The sequence below is a fragment of the Sphingomonas bacterium genome, assembly GCF_028292945.1.
Taxonomy (GTDB): domain Bacteria; phylum Pseudomonadota; class Alphaproteobacteria; order Sphingomonadales; family Sphingomonadaceae; genus Sphingomonas.
Genome location: NZ_JAQGLJ010000128.1, coordinates 25,364 through 39,556, shown reverse-complemented (window position 1 = coordinate 39,556; position 14,193 = coordinate 25,364). Strand labels below are relative to the sequence as shown.

17 protein-coding genes are annotated in these 14,193 nt (G+C 67.9%); 7 read left to right on the top strand and 10 right to left on the bottom strand.

The window, feature by feature from the left end; all coding sequences use genetic code 11:
- The first annotated feature begins 44 nt into the window (after positions 1–44).
- The 3 genes from JWN21_RS13640 to JWN21_RS13625 all read left to right on the top strand — a co-directional run bounded on the left by JWN21_RS13640 (position 45) and on the right by JWN21_RS13625 (position 1,622).
- Positions 45–479 (top strand): TIGR01244 family sulfur transferase, encoded by a 435-nt coding sequence (locus JWN21_RS13640; RefSeq protein ID WP_299651300.1) that lies wholly within the window; start codon positions 45–47, stop codon positions 477–479.
- Complete coding sequence (locus JWN21_RS13635; protein WP_299651295.1) at positions 476–892, top strand: hypothetical protein; 417 nt, start codon at positions 476–478, stop codon at positions 890–892. The genes JWN21_RS13640 and JWN21_RS13635 overlap by 4 nt, the downstream gene beginning before the upstream one ends.
- A gap of 520 nt (positions 893–1,412) precedes the next feature.
- A complete protein-coding gene (locus JWN21_RS13625; protein ID WP_299651292.1) occupies positions 1,413–1,622 on the top strand; it encodes a hypothetical protein in 210 nt (69 codons plus the stop codon).
- A 107-nt stretch (positions 1,623–1,729) separates the two neighbouring features.
- On the opposite strand, the gene JWN21_RS13620 is transcribed toward JWN21_RS13625, so the two are convergent.
- Positions 1,730–3,160 (bottom strand): ammonium transporter, encoded by a 1,431-nt coding sequence (locus JWN21_RS13620; RefSeq protein WP_299651289.1) that lies wholly within the window; start codon positions 3,158–3,160, stop codon positions 1,730–1,732.
- 23 nt (positions 3,161–3,183) lie between these two features.
- On the bottom strand, positions 3,184–3,522 hold the full coding sequence (locus JWN21_RS13615; RefSeq protein ID WP_299651286.1) for a P-II family nitrogen regulator: 339 nt from the start codon (positions 3,520–3,522) through the stop codon (positions 3,184–3,186).
- A gap of 284 nt (positions 3,523–3,806) precedes the next feature.
- On the opposite strand from JWN21_RS13615, the gene JWN21_RS13610 reads away from it, so the two are divergent.
- A complete protein-coding gene (locus tag JWN21_RS13610; protein ID WP_299651283.1) occupies positions 3,807–4,310 on the top strand; it encodes a hypothetical protein in 504 nt (167 codons plus the stop codon).
- Here the strand turns inward: JWN21_RS13610 and JWN21_RS13605 are convergent, their stop codons facing one another.
- Entirely contained in the window at positions 4,311–6,128 is a 1,818-nt protein-coding gene (locus tag JWN21_RS13605) for an ABC transporter ATP-binding protein/permease (RefSeq protein ID WP_299651374.1), read from the bottom strand.
- 74 nt (positions 6,129–6,202) lie between these two features.
- On the opposite strand from JWN21_RS13605, the gene JWN21_RS13600 reads away from it, so the two are divergent.
- On the top strand, positions 6,203–6,439 hold the full coding sequence (locus JWN21_RS13600; RefSeq protein WP_299651280.1) for a hypothetical protein: 237 nt from the start codon (positions 6,203–6,205) through the stop codon (positions 6,437–6,439).
- Positions 6,440–6,529: 90 nt separating this feature from the next.
- Here JWN21_RS13600 and JWN21_RS13595 read toward each other — a convergent pair whose 3' ends face one another.
- The 7 genes from JWN21_RS13595 to JWN21_RS13565 all read right to left on the bottom strand — a co-directional run bounded on the left by JWN21_RS13595 (position 6,530) and on the right by JWN21_RS13565 (position 12,228).
- Entirely contained in the window at positions 6,530–6,724 is a 195-nt protein-coding gene (locus JWN21_RS13595) for a hypothetical protein (protein ID WP_299651277.1), read from the bottom strand.
- A gap of 95 nt (positions 6,725–6,819) precedes the next feature.
- Positions 6,820–7,749: a phytoene/squalene synthase family protein gene (locus tag JWN21_RS13590; RefSeq protein WP_299651274.1), complete on the bottom strand. Its 930-nt coding sequence runs from the start codon at positions 7,747–7,749 to the stop codon at positions 6,820–6,822.
- A 156-nt stretch (positions 7,750–7,905) separates the two neighbouring features.
- Positions 7,906–8,487 (bottom strand): TIGR00730 family Rossman fold protein, encoded by a 582-nt coding sequence (locus JWN21_RS13585; RefSeq protein ID WP_299651271.1) that lies wholly within the window; start codon positions 8,485–8,487, stop codon positions 7,906–7,908.
- Between the two features lie 125 nt (positions 8,488–8,612).
- Positions 8,613–10,091 carry a phytoene desaturase gene (locus JWN21_RS13580; RefSeq protein ID WP_299651268.1) on the bottom strand — a complete coding sequence of 493 codons (1,479 nt, stop codon included), beginning with the start codon at positions 10,089–10,091 and terminating at the stop codon, positions 8,613–8,615.
- Positions 10,088–11,248 carry a lycopene beta-cyclase CrtY gene (crtY, locus tag JWN21_RS13575; protein ID WP_299651261.1) on the bottom strand — a complete coding sequence of 387 codons (1,161 nt, stop codon included), beginning with the start codon at positions 11,246–11,248 and terminating at the stop codon, positions 10,088–10,090. The genes JWN21_RS13580 and crtY overlap by 4 nt, the downstream gene beginning before the upstream one ends.
- A 79-nt stretch (positions 11,249–11,327) precedes the next feature.
- The gene (locus tag JWN21_RS13570) at positions 11,328–11,639 is read right to left on the bottom strand and encodes a hypothetical protein (protein WP_299651258.1); all 312 of its coding nucleotides are present in this window, start codon (positions 11,637–11,639) and stop codon (positions 11,328–11,330) included.
- 133 nt (positions 11,640–11,772) lie between these two features.
- Positions 11,773–12,228, bottom strand: a complete 456-nt coding sequence (locus tag JWN21_RS13565) for a peptidylprolyl isomerase (protein WP_299651255.1) — start codon at positions 12,226–12,228, stop codon at positions 11,773–11,775.
- Between the two features lie 106 nt (positions 12,229–12,334).
- Between JWN21_RS13565 and mgtE the strand changes: the two genes are divergently transcribed.
- Together mgtE and JWN21_RS13555 are read left to right on the top strand one after the other, a co-directional pair.
- Positions 12,335–13,741: a magnesium transporter gene (gene mgtE / locus JWN21_RS13560; protein WP_299651252.1), complete on the top strand. Its 1,407-nt coding sequence runs from the start codon at positions 12,335–12,337 to the stop codon at positions 13,739–13,741.
- Between the two features lie 31 nt (positions 13,742–13,772).
- Positions 13,773–14,177 (top strand): DUF1489 domain-containing protein, encoded by a 405-nt coding sequence (locus JWN21_RS13555; protein WP_299651249.1) that lies wholly within the window; start codon positions 13,773–13,775, stop codon positions 14,175–14,177.
- Positions 14,178–14,193 lie beyond the last annotated feature (16 nt).

Genomic DNA, 14,193 nt, shown 5'->3' with positions numbered 1-14,193 from the left:
ACGGTCCCCCTCCCCGTGCCGGTGAGGATCGGGTATAGAAGGCCATGCTCTCCATCCGCCCGCTCAACGACCGCTTCGCCGTCGCGCCGCAGATCGCGCCTGAGGACGTGCCTGCCATCGCCGCCGCGGGCTATGTCGCGATCGTCAACAACCGGCCCGATGACGAGGAGCCCGGCCAGCCGTCGGGCAACGCAGTCCGCGCCGCCGCCGAGGCCGCAGGACTGGCCTATGCCGAAGTGCCCGTGACGCAGGCCGGCTTCGCGCAGCCGCAGCTTGACGCCATGGCGGCGGCGGTCGTCGCCGCCGACGGCCCGGTGCTCGCCTATTGCCGTTCGGGAACGCGCTCGTGCAACCTGTGGGCGCTCGCCGCCGCGCAGGCCGGGCGCGATCGCGACCTGCTGGTCGGCCAGGCCAGAGCGGCCGGATACGATCTGTCCAGTCTCCGGCCCTCGCTCGACGCGGTGGCGCGCGCGCGATGAGCCTCCTGCTGCTCGGTGGGGCTCTCGTCGCCATCCTGGCGCTGGTGGGCACCGCGCGGCTGCTGCGGCTGGGGCGCGATGCGAGGATCGGCGGCCCGGAAGAGGTCGCCGCCGCCACCGAGACCGCGCTCGCGGGCTTCGCAGTTATCGACCTCGTGGTCGGCGCGGACGGCGCGGGTGCGCTGGCGGTGGGCCAGGACGGCAGGCTCGCCGCGATCAAGCTGCACGGCACAAGGCCCGCCGTGCGCGAGGTGCGCTGGTCGGCTGTCCGCGCCTCGCCCGAGGGCACGGTGATCGAAACCGGCGAGCGGCGCTTGGGCGCGGTGACGTTGAAGGGCGTCGACGCGCTGGACCTGCGGCGGCTGGCAGCACTCGCGGAGGGGGACGCGGTCGAAGAACTTCGCCACGCCTGACCTGCCGCGCCCCGTCGATCTCGCGGTCCCGTTCTTCGTCCTGCTGATGCTGGCCGAGATGCTGGTGCCCGCCAACGGGATCGGCAGCGTTATTGCCCGCGCGATACGCTTACCAGCCTGACGCTGGGGCTCGGCAGCACGATCGCGGGCGCGCTGTCGGCGGGCGTGTTCATCGTCTGGGACCGGTTGTTCGGCACCTTCGTCGCCGAGCGAGACGACGACCGCCCGCGCTATGGCCTCGTCAAGGATGTCGGCAGTTTTTCGCTGGCCTGGGCCGCGTTCCCCGAACGGGTCGGGATCGCGCGCAATGTTCGGGCGGCACCGTGGCGGCACAAGCTCGACTATCTGTGGCGTCCGCCCGGCTGGAGCCACGACGGCTCGCGCGACCAGCGACTCGATCCGCGCCAAGTGGCAGGAACGCGAAGCGCGGCGACGGCCGACGGCCGGCTGAGGGCACTCTCGCGGCCTTTGGACGTTGAGCCGCCCGCTGGGCGCATGATCGCGCCCGATGGAGAACATGATGACCGAAGCCACCATGCATACGTCCACCCCCAAGACCGACACCGCCAAGACCGGCCTGGCCGACGATTTCCGCGAGCATTTCTCGGGCGATGCGCCGGTCACACAGAAGGCGACCAGTTTCGCCAAGGCGCGCCCCTGGACCAGCGCCGCCTTTCTGGGCGTCGCGGCGCTGGCGCTGGCGAATACGTTCCGCGGACGTCGCGCCTGACCTGACATGAAAAGAACCCCGGCACATCGCTGTGCCGGGGTTTAGTCGCGTTCGCAGGAGGAACCTGGTTTGGACGACGGGGGAGAGGATCCCGCCGCCCAATCTCGTCAAAGGTTGTAGGCGCGCTCGCCATGTTCGTGGAGGTCGAGGCCTTCGCTCTCGATCTCGGCCGGGACCCGCAGCCCGATCGTGTGCTTCAGCGCCAGGAACAGCACCGCCGACACGATGCCGCTCCACAACAAGGTGGTGACCACCGCCCAGGCTTGCGTCACGAACTGGCCCGACATCGAATACTCGCCTGCCTTGGCGACCGACGCGGTATAGTCGATCCAGCCCTGCCCGCCGAGCGCCGGGTCGGCGACGATCGCGGTGCCCAGCGCGCCGATGATGCCGCCGACGCAGTGGATGCCGAATACGTCGAGCGTGTCGTCATATTTGAACGCGTTCTTGACCGTGGTGACGAACACGAAGCACCCCGCCGACGCCACCGCGCCGAGCAGGATCGCGGTGCCGGGGTGCGCGAACCCCGCCGCCGGGGTGATCGCGACCAGGCCGGCGACGACGCCGGACGCGGCGCCTAGCAGCGACGGCTTCTTGTGAACCACCTGTTCGATTATCGCCCAGGTGGCTCCAGCGGCGGCCGTCGCCACCAGCGTGTTGATGAAGGCGAGCGCGCCGAATGCATTGGCTTCCAGCCCCGACCCGGCATTGAAGCCGAACCAGCCGATCCACAGCAGCGACGCGCCGATCATCGTCATCACGAGCGAATGCGGCGGCATCGGCTCGGTCTTGTAGCCGATGCGTGGGCCGATCACGATGCAGCCGATCAGCCCGGCGATGCCGGCGTTGATGTGCACCACCGTCCCGCCCGCGAAGTCCAGCGCGCCCCAGCCCCAGATCAGCCCGGTGTCGGTCGGCGCCGCGTACAGGAAGTCAGGCCCGGCAAAATACCAGACCATGTGCGCGATGGGGAAATAAGCGAGCGTCAGCCACGCGACGACGAAGATGATCAGCGGCGTGAACTTCACCCGCTCCGCGAACGCGCCGACGATCAGCGCCGGGGTGATGCACGCGAACGTCATCTGAAAGATGATGAAGACATATTCGGGCAGATAGACGCCATTGGAGAATGTCGCCGCGAACGTGGAAGGGCTGACGCCCGCCAGGAACGCCTTGTCCAGCCCGCCGAACAGCTTGGGGAACGGCGTACCCGTCGAGGTGAAGGCCATGGAATAGCCCCAGGCGAACCACACCAGCGCCGCCACGCAGACGATCGTCAGCACCTGCATCAGCACGCTGAGCATGTTCTTGGCGCGCACCAGCCCGCCATAGAACAGCGCCAGCGCCGGCACCGACATCATCAGCACCAGCGCCGAGGCGACCAGCATCCAGGCGACGTCGCCCTTGTTGACCATCTCGGCGGTCGGCACGAACGCAGCCGGCGCGGAGATAACCGGCGCCGCGACATTGGCCAGTGCCGGCACCGCAAAGAGGATGCCGGCTCCCGCCGCCAATGCATATTTGCCCATCTGCTTCATCTGTTCCCCCGTCACAGAACCGTTCACAGCGCGTTCCCGTCGGTATCGCCGGTGCGGATCCGCACCGCCTGGCCCACGTCGAGCACGAAGATCTTGCCGTCCCCGATCGTTCCCGTGTTCGCCGCCTGCTGCATCGCCTCGACCACCCGATCGGCAAGTGCGGTGTCGCAAACCACTTCGATCTTGATCTTGGGGACCATGTTCGTGGAGTATTCGGCACCGCGATAGATCTCGGTCTGGCCCTTCTGGCGGCCGAAGCCCTTGACCTCGGTGACAGTCATCCCCGCCACGCCAAGCGTGGTGAGGGCCTCTCGCACCTCGTCCAGCTTGAACGGTTTGATGATCGCGACGATCAGCTTCATGCCTGCCCCTTCGGTGTCCCGCGTGAGAGCCTAGCAACCGCCGTGCCAAGGGCGGATTCCGGTGCCTGGTCCCAGGGCATCGCAGCGAAAGCAGACGGTTTCCTAAGCAGGCTTGCGGTAGGTGCCCGTTTATAAGGCAGCCGAACGCCGCTCGGCTGCCACGATTCGCGGCGACATCCCGTCCATGCGCTCCCTTCTGCTCGCCTCCCTGCTAGTCGCCGCCGCCCCGCCCGCAGCGGAGCGAGCGGTGACCGGCGATCGGCCCGGGGGGGCTCCCCGATCCGGTGGTCGGTTTCGTTCTGGGGCCGCCGAGCGCGGGCGAGCGGACCATGTCGCTGCCGCTCGAGGGTCTGCATTCCGGGCTCAGCGCCGGCACCGCGATGCTGGGCAGCGTCAGGACTGCTGTTCGCTTCGATCCGCTGACACCCCGCACGATAACCAGCGCCGCCCTCGGCGTCGCGCTCGCCAGGGCGCATCGCGGCACGATGTCCGGCGAGTCGCGGCCGGCGTTGATCGCGTTCGGGGTAAGCCGGCCGGTGCGCACGCTGACGTTGGCCGAACCCGCCGCATTCGGTCCGTTGGTGCTGAGTAGAATCGCCGTACGTGTCGGCGATGGCGGTGCCGCCAATACCATCCGCGAGGCCGACGCCGACCCGGACGAGGTGCTGGCCGCGGCAAAAGGCAAGCCGGGCCGCGCCGGCTTGTTGATCGGCCGCGATCTGCTCGGCCGGTGTTCGTCGCTGGTGTTCGACAAGCCGGCAAAGGTGGTGCGGCTCACCTGCGCCTGATTATTCCGCCGCCAGCAACTCGTCGCGCTCGGTCTGCTGCCGGTTCCACATCGCCGCGTACAGCCCACCACGCCGCAGCAGCTCGGCATGGCGGCCGCGCTCGGCGACGACGCCCGCTTCCAGCACGACGATCTGGTCCGCGCCCACTACCGTCGACAGCCGGTGCGCGATGACGAGGGTCGTGCGGCCGCGCTCGATTTCGTCCAGTGTATCCAGGATCGCAGCTTCGGTGCGGCTGTCGAGCGCCGACGTGGCCTCGTCCAGCACCAGCACCGGCGGGTTCTTCAACAAGGTGCGCGCGATCGCGACGCGCTGCTTCTCGCCGCCCGACAGCTTCAGGCCACGCTCGCCGACACGCGTGTCATAGCCCTCGGGCTGCCCTTCGATGAAGTCCGCGATCGACGCGCCGCGCGCCGCGCGGACGATCTCTTCGGTACTCGCGCCCTCACGGCCGTAAGCGATGTTGTAGCCGATCGTGTCGTTGAACAGCACCGTGTCCTGCGGCACGATCCCGATCGCCGACCGCAGCGATGCCTGCGTCACGCGGGCGATGTCCTGCCCGTCGATGGTGATCCGCCCGCCCGTCAGGTCGTAGAAGCGGAACAGCAGCCGCGCGATCGTCGACTTGCCCGCGCCCGACACGCCGACGATCGCGCACGTCGTCCCCGGCGGCACGTCCAGGTCGATCCCCCGCAAAATCTCGCGGTCTCCGTCATAGGCAAAGTGCACACCCTCGAACCGGACATGGCCGCTCGGCACGGTCAGCACCGTCGCATCGGGCGCGTCGACGATCTCGCCGGGTGTATCGACCAGGTCGAACATCGCGCTCATGTCGAGCACGCCCTGCCGGATCGTGCGATACACCATGCCCAGCAGGTCCAGCGGGCGGAACAGCTGCGACAACAGCGTCGAGATCAGCACCACGTCGCCTGCCGTAAAGCTGCCGGCCCCCCACCCGCGCGCCACAAAGGCCATGCCCGCCGCCATCATCAGCCCGGTGATCAGCGCCTGACCGACGTTCAGCCACGCCAGACTGTTCTCCGACTTGGTCGCCGCATTGGCATAGGCGACCATCGCGTTCTCATAGCGTTTCGCCTCGCGCGCTTCCGCGCCGAAATACTTGACCGTCTCGAAATTGAGCAGCGAGTCGACCGCGTGCGCGACCGCGCCGGTGTCGAGGTCATTCATCCGCGTGCGCAGCGCCGCGCGCCAGTCCGTCACCACCCGCGTGAACCAGATATATGCGACCACCATCATGCAGGTCGCCGCGACCATTCCCCAGCCGAACGAGCCGCGGAAGATGTTGAGTACCAGCCCCAACTCCAGCACCGTCGGCGCGATGTTGAACAGCATGAAGTACAGCATCGTGTCGATGCTCTTGGTGCCCCGCTCGACCACCTTGGTCACCGCGCCGGTGCGGCGTTCGAGATGGAAGCGCAGCGACAACTGGTGCAGGTGCGCGAACACCGTCGCCGCCAGTCGCCGCGTCGCTTCCTGCCCGACGCGCTCGAACAGCGTGTTGCGGAGATTGTCGAACAGCGTCGTCGCAAACCGCGCGGCCGCATAGCCCACCACCAGCGCGACCACGAGCCAGGTCGCCGACCGATCGCCTGCCGCCATCGCGTCGACCGCCCATTTCAGCGAGAAGGCGATGACATAGACCTGCGTCACCTTGGACGCTGCCACCAACATCATCGCCGCGACGATTCGAACCTTCAGCGCCGGCTCGCCCGCCGGCCACAGGAACGGCAGGAATCGCTTCAGCGTCGGCCACAGCGGTGGCTCGACTCGCGGATCGGTGGTGAGGGCAGGCGGCATGAACGCTGCGATGTAGGCGCGACGACCGCGCTTCGCCACGGGAACGGATCATCCGATCGCCCGTTGGGTCATCCATGATCGAAGCAACCGCATTCGTGATGGCGATCCTGGGCTGCGGCGACGCCGGCACCCAGTGCGCCGACGCGCGCATCCTGCCGGTCCGCTTCGCCACCGTCAGCGAATGTCGCGCGCAGTTGCCGACCGCGCTGGCGCGACACACCGATCTAGATTTCCCGACACTTCTCGCCGACTGCCGCGAGCAGCGGGCACGGGTCGCAACCGCCGAGCCGAAGGCTAAGTCGGCGGGGTAGGTCGTCACCCGGGCCTTCAGCCGGGGTCCATCGAGCCACAAGTACAGCACTCGCCGATGGTTGGCTGCCGGTTCTAGGCCGGCATGACGATTAGGAGTCCCGCTCCATCGGCAGCGCCCACCGGATCTGATCGCGCAACAACGCCTCCAGCTGCTCGTCACCCACCCCATGCGCCGCCGCACGCTTGCGCAACAACGTCAGCAGCAGATCAGAGCGCGTATCCGGCCTGGGATCGCGTCGACCCTGGCGCAACGCGCGGGACAGGCGGGCGGAGAGCATCGTCATACCCGCTCCTATCCGCGCAAAGGGTGAGGATCGGCTTGCCCACGGTGGTTAACGACGCTCGCTGCCGGTAAATCCTCGCCCGGACGGAGCGGACTTCAGCGCGGCCGCGTCCACAGCCCGTCACGCGAGACGGGTGGATACAACGTCCGGCGTCGCGCCGCCTGCCAGCCGGCCTTCGCGACAAAGCCGAGTTTATCCGCGCGCGATGTCGTCACCCGATGATCCCAGGCGTGTTCGCCCCGATCCGCCACCGCGCGCCCGATCGCGCCATAGATGTTCGCCGCCGCAAGCACCGCCCAGGCCGATCGCAGCGGCAGCGCCGGCGTCCCCGCGCGCGCGCTCGCCTCGTACGCAGCCGCGCACCCCGCGAGCCGCTTCGCCAGCACCGCCAGCCGGGGCCGGTAATGCGGCTTCATGTGTTCGCCCGGTCCCATATCCATCTCCGCCAGCCAGTCGTGCGGCAGGTAGCAGCGCCCGGCGGCGGCATCCTCGCCCACGTCGCGCGCGATATTGGCGAGCTGGAAGGCGATGCCCAGGTCGCACGCGCGGTCCAGCGTGTCCTCGTCGTCGGGCGGCACGCCCATCACCACCGCCATCATGCACCCGACCGCGCCGGCGACGGCGTAGCAGTAACGATACAGGTCATCCGCCGATTTCGGCTGCCATTCGTCGGCGTCGAGCGCGAACCCGGCGATCACGTCGCGCGGCCAAAGGTGGGGCAGGGCGACCTCGGCGGCGACCAACCCCAGCGCGTCAAACGCCGGGTCGCCGGTCGGCTTGCCCGCGAGCGCCATAGCGGTCAGATCCGCCACCTCGCGCACCCGCGCCGGCGCATCGGCAACCGCGCTCATCGTGTGGCCGTGATCCTGCCCATCGACGACGTCGTCGCATCGCCGACACCAGGCATATAACAGCCACGCGCGTTCGCGCGTGACCGGGTCGAACAGCTTGGACGCGGCGGCGAACGACTTCGACCCCCGCGCTATCGACGCGCGGGCATGTGCGACGAGGGTGGTGCGGTCCACCCTACGCCTCGACGTCGTTGGCAGTCCTCGCCCTCAGCCCCTCCCCGGCGGAAGCCGGGGTCCAGTCACGATGCGCTAGCAGGCAGCGGACTGCGCTCTCCAACTTGAACCTGTGTGACTGAGCCCCGGCCTTCGCCGGGGTGGAAGAAAGGGCTGTCACAGATCGCTCGCCTTCGTCGCCACGATCGTCTGCACCGGCACGAACGCCGTCATCCGCTCCAACAGCGCGTCCAGCGAATTGCCCACGATCAGCAATTCGACATGCTGCGGCCGCACGAAACCCACTTCGCTCATGGTCGTCCAGAAGCTGACCAAACCGTCATAGAAGCCGCCCGAATTGAGCAACCCCACCGGCTTGGCATGATAGCCCAGCTGCGCCCAGCTGAGCGCCTCCCACAGTTCGTCCATCGTCCCCGTGCCGCCGGGCAGCGTGACGAAGCCGTCGCACAGGTCGGTGAACAGCTGCTTGCGCTGATGCATCGTCTCGACGACGTGCAATTCCGTCAGTCCGCGATGCGCCACCTCCATGTCGACCAGCGCGCGCGGGATCGCCCCGATCACCTCGCCGCCGGCTTCCAGCGCGGCGTCCGCCACCGCCCCCATCAACCCCAGCCGCCCGCCGCCATACACGACACCGATCCCGCGTTCGGCCAGCCCGCGCCCGACGGCACGCGCTTCGGCGATATAGGCGGGGTCGGCAGGCGTGGCGGAGCCGCAGTAGATCGCTAGGCGCCTCATCTAGAAGAACTCCACACGCGACCAGACCAATCCTGCCGCGAATACGACGGCTAAGATGGAGAATGTTCTGATCGAAACCACTCGATCAAACCACCGGTCTCCAAATCCGAAGGGCTCCGGGTCGTTCACGGTGCCCCCTCCAGCATCAGCTTCGCCGTCGCCTTCGCACTCCCGACCACGCCCGGTATCCCCGCGCCCGGATGCGTCCCGGCGCCGACGAAATACAGATTCGAGATCGCATCATCCCGATTGTGCACCCGGAAATACGCGCTCTGCAGCAGCGTCGGCTCCAGCGAGAACGCGGACCCCAGATGCGCGTTCAGGTCGCGCGCGAAATCCGGCGGGGCGTAGCTGAACTTGGTCACGATCCGCTCGTGGATGTCGGGAATCAGCCGCCGCCCGATCTCGTCGAGGATGCGCTTCTCCAGCAGCGGGCCGACCACGTCCCAGTCGACCGGCGACTTGCCCATGTGCGGCACCGGCGCGAGTGCGTAGAAGGTGGAATGCCCCTCGGGGGCCATCGACGGGTCGGTGACGGTCGGGTGGTGGAGGTACAGCGAGAAATCCTCCGGCACCACACCATGCTTGTAGATGTCGTCGAGCAGCCCCTTGTAACGCGGCCCGAACAGGATCGAATGGTGCGGAATGCCCGGCCACGTCCCCGTCACGCCGAAATGCACCACGAACAGCGACGGCGAATACTTCTTGCGCTCCAGCCGCCCGCGCGTCCGCTGCGCCGAGCGCGAGCCGCGCAGCAGCGTCTTGTAGGTGTGCATGATATCGGCATTGGCGGCGATCGCGTCCGCTTGGCCCTGCCAGCCGCTCGCCGTCGTCACGCCGGTCGCGCGCTCGCCCAGCGTCTCGATCTCCGTCACCGGGTCGTTGAGCCGGACGACCCCGCCGAGCCGCTCGAAATGCGTCACCATGCCCGCGACCAGCTTGTTGGTCCCGCCCATCGCGAACCAGACGCCGCCATCCTTTTCCAGCTTGTGGATCAGCGCGTAGATCGCGCTGGTGGTCATCGGATTGCCTCCGACCAGCAGCGTGTGGAACGACAGCGCCTCGCGCAGCTTCTCGTTCGATACATAGGACGACACGATCGAATAAACCGATCGCCACGCCTGGTATCTCGCCAAGGCAGGTGCCGCCCTGATCATCGACGCGAAGTCAAGGAACGCGGCATGGCCGAGCTTCTCATAGCCCTCGTGATAGACGCCCGCCGAATATTCCAGAAACTTCGCATAGCCAGCGACATCCGCCGGGTTCAGCTTGGCGATCTCGCGGGTCAGCGCCTGCTCGTCGTTCGAATAGTCGAAATTCGTGCCGTCCGGCCAGTTGAGCCGGTAGAAGGGGCTTACCGGCACCAGCTCTACGTCATGCGCCATGTCGCGCCCCGACAGCGCCCACAGCTCCTTCAGGCACGCCGGATCGGTGATGACGGTCGGCCCCGCGTCGAAGACGAAGCCGTCGCGCTCCCAATAATACGCGCGCCCACCCGGCTTGTCGCGGCCCTCGACCAACGTCGTCGCGACGCCGGCCGATTGCAGCCGGATCGCGAGCGCCAGCCCGCCGAACCCCGAACCCACGACGATGGCGCTCTTCACGACACCCCCCGAATCGCCATCAGCGCGCGGCCGACCGCCACCGGCGGCTTACCGGTCAGGATGCGTGCCTTGTCGGCAAGCGTGGAACTTCCAGCATAGAAACGCCGCACCAGATTGGGCCGCATACGATAGAAACGCTCGATCACCCGGTAGCGTTCGGGCGCGTCGGCGGCGCGGAACAGCATCGCGTTGAGCATCCGATAGAAGCGCCGCTCCCGCCACGTCCGTGCGGCATGCGCGTGCGTCGCTTCATGCAGCGCCGCGCTCTCGAAGTCGCGCCGCGCCGCCAGCCGCACCGCGCTGCGCACCGCATCGGGCAGCGAATAGCCGGTCGCGGGCTGGAACAGGCCGGCGCGCATGCCGATCTTTGCGACGCCGCGCCCGCCCGAGTTCCAATAGGCCTGGAAATCGCCACCCATGGTGATCGGCAGCACGCCCTGTTCCTCGCGCAGGCACTCGGCGATCGTCCAGCCCTGTGCCGCCGCATAGCCGTCCACGCGCTTGCGCAGCGTCGCCGCCGACAGCTTGCCGTACTCGGAGAAATACGTGTCCTCGACGAACATCCGGTCGGGCGCGAAGGGCAGCGAATAGACAAAGCGGAACCCGTCCAGCTGCGGCACTTTCGCATCCATGATCATCGGCCGCTCGCGTCCATGCGGCGCTTCCAGCCGCAACTCGCGGCCCAGGAACTTCTGCCATCCCAGTTCGAAGTGCGACAGGTCCGCGGTCCCGCGCGCGTCGATAACGCCCGTCGCCTCGATCCGCTCGCCGCTGGCCAGCGTCACCGCGGCCGGCGAAACGGCGAGCACGCGCGCGCCCAGCATCAGCGCGTCGTCGGGCAGCGCCGCGCGGACGGCAGCGTCCAGTCGCTCGCTCTCGATCGAATAATAGGGCTGGCCGATGGTGCGGACGTGCGCGGGAAAGCTGACATCGTAACCGGGCCAGGCATGGCTGATCAGTCGGCTCAGCAGCCAGCGATCGGCGTCGGCGATGTCCGTGCCGAAGAACGACCAGACGTGATTGCCGCCGACGCGGTCGCCCGCCTCGACCAGCCGAACGTCGAGCGCCGGATGTTTGCCGCGCAGCGCCAGCGCCAGCAACCCGCCCGAAAGCCCGCCGCCGACGATCGCGACGTCGCAGGTGATCGTCGTTGCCATCGTCGCGACGCCTAGCCGATCGGGTTGAGGGGGGACAGGGGTGGCATAGGGAACGGCAATCTCGATTAAGGACTCGCCGTCAGCGCATCAGCTTGTCCACGGCGCTGCGCCACCACGATGCTGACTCACCCGCAGGCGTACTCGCTTCGGCGGCAACGATTGGGGGGATCGGCACCGGCGTCGACGCGAGCGGTGGCACCACCGGTCTGGGCAGCGGCGGCGCGTCGGGATCGATATGCGCCAGCTCCAGCATCAACCCGGTCAGGTCATTGCCCAGGCTGTCATGGTTCTCCGCGTCGAACGTCGTCCGCAACGCACGGCCGACGGGATAGAGGGCGGCAGCCTGCCGCCCTTCCAGTTCGTCCTCACGCGGGAACTCTTCGTCCGCCATACCGGCACCTCTGTCGCGAGGATAAACGCCGGGTGGGGCCGGAGGTTGCTGCCCTATAGTCGAGGCTGCCAACTTCTCGACCCGTGCCTCTTACACCGTCATTGGACTCGGGCGAAGCTTTAGCTACCTCCTTCTACGCAGCCTTCGCCGTCACGATCTTGCCCGGCGCGCGGGGGGGCTCGCCGACGGGGAGTGCGTCGACCAGCTCCATGCCGCTCTCCACCTGACCCCAGACGGTGTACTGCCCGTCGAGAAAGCGTGAGTCGGCGAAGCAGATGAAGAACTGCGAATTGGCCGTGTCCGGCTGATTGGTGCGTGCCATCGAACAGGTGCCGCGAACGTGCGGCTCCTTGGAGAACTCCGCCTTCAGGTTGGGCTTGGTGGAGCCGCCCGTTCCGTCGCCCTTTCCGCCATCGCCGCCCTGCGCCATGAAGCCGGGGATGACGCGGTGGAACGGCACGCCGTCGTAGAACCCTTCGTTCGCCAGCTCCGCGATGCGGGCGACGTGGCCGGGCGCGAGGTCGGGGCGGAAGCGGATGACGACGTCGCCGCCGTCCAGGGTGAGGGTGAGCGTGGAGAAGTCGGCCATGAATGATCCTTTCGGGATGTTGGCGACGCCCTAATCGGCGCGTGCGCGGCTGGCAAATCATGCTGCGGCGCGGTAGGGCGCGGCCTGTCCGATCAGGGAGGCGCGCGTGAACCAGACCGAGCTTCCCGAACCCGAGATCGCGGGCGACCAGCTGGATCGCGACGACCGGCTGCGGCCCGAGTTCGTCGACGCGGTGCTTGATGCCGTCGAGGCGGGCGACGCGGAGGGCGCGCGTGCGCTCGTTGCCCCCTTGCACCCGGCCGATATCGCCGATCTGTTCGAGCTGACCTCGACCGACCGCCGCGACGCGCTGGCGGCTGCTTTGTCCGACCTGCTCGACGCGGACGTGTTCGCGGAGATGAACGACTGGGTCCGCGAGGACCTGATCGACGAGCTGTCCGCGACGCAGGTGGCGAACATCGCGTCGGAGCTGGACACCGACGACGCGGTCGCGATCATCGAGGATCTGGACGCCGACGAGCAGCGCGAGGTGCTGCGCGCGATGGAGCCCGACGATCGCGCCGCGATCGAGGAGGCGCTCAGCTATGGCGAGGAGACCGCCGGCCGGCTGATGCAGCGCGAGCTGATCGCGGTGCCCGATCATTGGACGGTAGGCGACACGATCGATTACCTGCGCGGGCATGACGATCTGACCACCGACTTCTGGGAAGTGTTCGTGGTCGACGGCCGGCATCATCCGGTCGGCACCTGCGCGCTGTCGTGGATCCTGCGCACGCCCCGCACCGTCGCCATGGCGGACGTGATGAAGCGCGAACAGACGCTGATCCCGGTCGACATGGACCAGGAAGAGGTGGGCCTGCGGTTTCAGAAATATGCGCTGATCTCCGCCGCGGTGGTCGACGGCAGCGGGCGGCTGGTGGGAATGATCACCGTCGACGACGTGGTCCACATCATCCAGCAGGAGGCGGGCGAGGACGCGCTGCTGCTGTCGGGTGCGGGCGAGGGCGACATCAACGAGCCGCTGCGCGATACCTATGTCCAGCGGGTCCGCTGGCTGGTCGCCAACCTGTTCACCGCCGCCATCGCCTCGTCGATCATCGCCGCATTCGGCGGCGCGATCGAGCAGATGGTGGCGCTGGCGATCCTGATGCCGATCGTCGCGTCGATCGGCGGCAACGCGGGGACGCAGACGATGGCGGTGGCGGTGCGTGCGCTGGCGACCAATCAGCTGACGCAATCGAATACGCTGCGCACGCTGCGCCGCGAGATGACGGTGGCGCTGATGAACGGCGGCACGGTCGCGGTGCTGCTCGGCACGGGCGCGGCATTGTGGTTCGGCAACGTGCAGCTGGGGCTGGTGATCGCGGGCGCGATCGTCATCAACGTCGCCGTTGCAGGGTTGGCCGGCGTGGTCGTGCCGGTGACGCTGGAGCGGCTCAACCAGGATCCCGCCGTGGCCTCGTCGGTGTTCGTGACGATGGTGACCGACTCGATGGGGTTCTTTGCGTTCCTGGGGCTGGCCGTGGCGACCGGCCTGGTCGGGACGGGTTGACGCTGATGTTCGCCCGCCCACATCCAGCGGCGTGCCGCTTCATCTGACCAAGGTAGCGTTCGGCTGCCACAGCGCCGATTATCTCGCCGAGCGCCTGCGCGCGCGGGCTGAGGAGGGACCGCTGTTCCTGTCGACGCGCTACCTGCCCAAGCGGCACGAGGAAGTGGCCGGACAAGGCTCGCTCTACTGGATCATCAAGCATCAACTCGTCGCGCGCTCGGCGATCCTGCACTTCGGTGAGGCGGAAGGCGGCCGGGTGGCGATCCACCTCGATCCGACGCTGATGCTGGTACTCGCGCGACCCAAACGCGCACATCAGGGCTGGCGCTATCTGGAGCATGCCGACGCGCCGGCCGATCTGGTTGGTGAAGCGGGCGGCGTCGCGGACATGCCGCCGGCGCTGGTGGGCAAGCTGGCGGAACTGGCGCTTATCTAACCCTCTCCCGCTTGCG